The sequence below is a fragment of the Novosphingobium sp. PY1 genome, assembly GCF_017312445.1.
In the GTDB taxonomy this organism is placed as follows: domain Bacteria; phylum Pseudomonadota; class Alphaproteobacteria; order Sphingomonadales; family Sphingomonadaceae; genus Novosphingobium.
Map to the genome: position 1 here is coordinate 1 of NZ_BLTI01000032.1, position 1693 is coordinate 1693.

Sequence of the window (1693 nt, forward strand, 5' to 3'; positions counted from 1 at the left end):
CGCGTGAGGCGCTCAATGCCGCCATTGTGACCCGTATTGATTGCACATCTATGCTTCAACTCGACACGCCGGGAGATGTGCTGGCGTGGATTAGGTCAGCTCATGCTACAGGGTCCGCGCATCGTCGCGGACGCGGTGTCATGAAAGAGGGCACGCTTGTATTCGGCGATGCGACTGGAAAAAACTTCGCACGTTGGCAGGTAGTGATATATTCCAAGGGACAGGAGATAGGTGCGCATCCTCTCCCTGCGATGATGATGGAGGACAGAGAGGTCCTCGAATGGACGAATAGATGTTTGCGCGTCGAAGTCAGATTAGGCCGTTTAGAGTTGGAGAAGAGAGGTCTTAGGGCCCTTGCCGGTTGGGATGTGGCCACCGCCGGAATGATGTGGAGCGAGAAAGTGGGCAGTCTTACTTTCAATGATGCAGTAAAGAGTGAAACTGTGGATTTGGAGGCCCTGCCTAATCACTTGCGCGGTACTTATGCTCAGTGGAAACTAGGCGCTGATCTTCGGAAGCTACTTTCGAAGCCTAAGTTCTACCGTCATCGTGCCGCCATCATGGGTCTTACTGGCGTCGATGTTGCTGTTCCTCCTGCCGATCCATCCACTGCCTCTGTGGTGCCGATCAAACGAACCCTTGAAGCTAGACCTGTTGGTCGTCCGGATTGGGCCAACCGTATCGACCGGTCCTTGGTCGAAGCCGGCGCTTTTGTGCTCGTGCACGCGGCTTAGTACCCCTTGGACACCTAGACCGCGCAGCGGTCTGCCGCGCGGCGAGCGCGCTGCACAACCATCCTCTTGGCACGATGATTCCATGTGTGTTAAGACCGATCCTCAGGCATTACCCTGTTGCGGAAAAGACCCATTGGGGTCGGTTAGAACCTCCATTGACACACAAGTGTCAGCGGGGGTTTTTTCATGCTCTGATAGCCCACCTGGTGCGTCCCGCACGGAGCGTAGCGACGGAGGAACGCACCAGGGCGAATATGGGCAGAGACACTTCACGCCTCCGCTCGATCGCCAGTCGGGTCTAGTGACACCCGACTTTAGTCTCACTGGTGAGACTCTCGACATGGTTGGCGACTTCTTTGAACGTGCCTATTGTGTCCGTCCCGACTTGCGCATAATGTCCGTCCCGACACCTTTGGGGAGGCATCGTGCCGAAACGTCTGACACCTATCGAGAGGGCCATTGCTGGGGCCCCTCAGGACCGCCGACAGCGGTACGAAGCGAAGCTCCGCGATCAGGGTTTGACCTATGCTCGGATCTTGGTGCCGGTTGATGATGTCGAACAGGTGCGGGCATTTGCCCGGGATCTCATTGCCAAGCGACAGGCCACCGACTCTAGTCTCAGCAGCGAGGCCGGTGACCATGATTGATTGGATCACTTGTCGCGTCCCTGTTCGTCTTCCCGCACCCATCGCTGGGGGTTGGACGATCAAGCTCAATCAGGATGGCACGGAGCGCTCGCGTACTCCGCATCGTATGTCTGTTGAGGGCAGTTTTTCGGCCACTATGACAATTCGTGCGCCTTCGACTTCAGAACTCGAAATTTCGGGTAACATCGTGAAGTGGCTGCAAGGTCACAACTTGTACGGCAGTGATGATCCGAAATCCCTTCTGTGGGCCGCTCTGAAGCGGTTAGAGCCCTTTTTGGGTGGTAGCCTTGCCGCCATTGGTCTTGAGACGCG

2 protein-coding genes are annotated in these 1693 nt (G+C 56.5%); both read left to right on the forward strand.

Going from position 1 to position 1693, the window contains the following annotated elements; genetic code table 11:
* On the forward strand, nt 1-734 hold a 734-nt coding region (locus J3474_RS22465; RefSeq protein WP_207095708.1), incomplete at its 5' end, for a phage/plasmid replication protein, II/X family.
* A 639-nt stretch (nt 735-1373) separates the two neighbouring features.
* Nucleotides 1374-1693 (forward strand): phage/plasmid replication protein, II/X family (locus tag J3474_RS22470; RefSeq protein ID WP_242528591.1); only part of this gene is annotated, 320 nt, incomplete at its 3' end.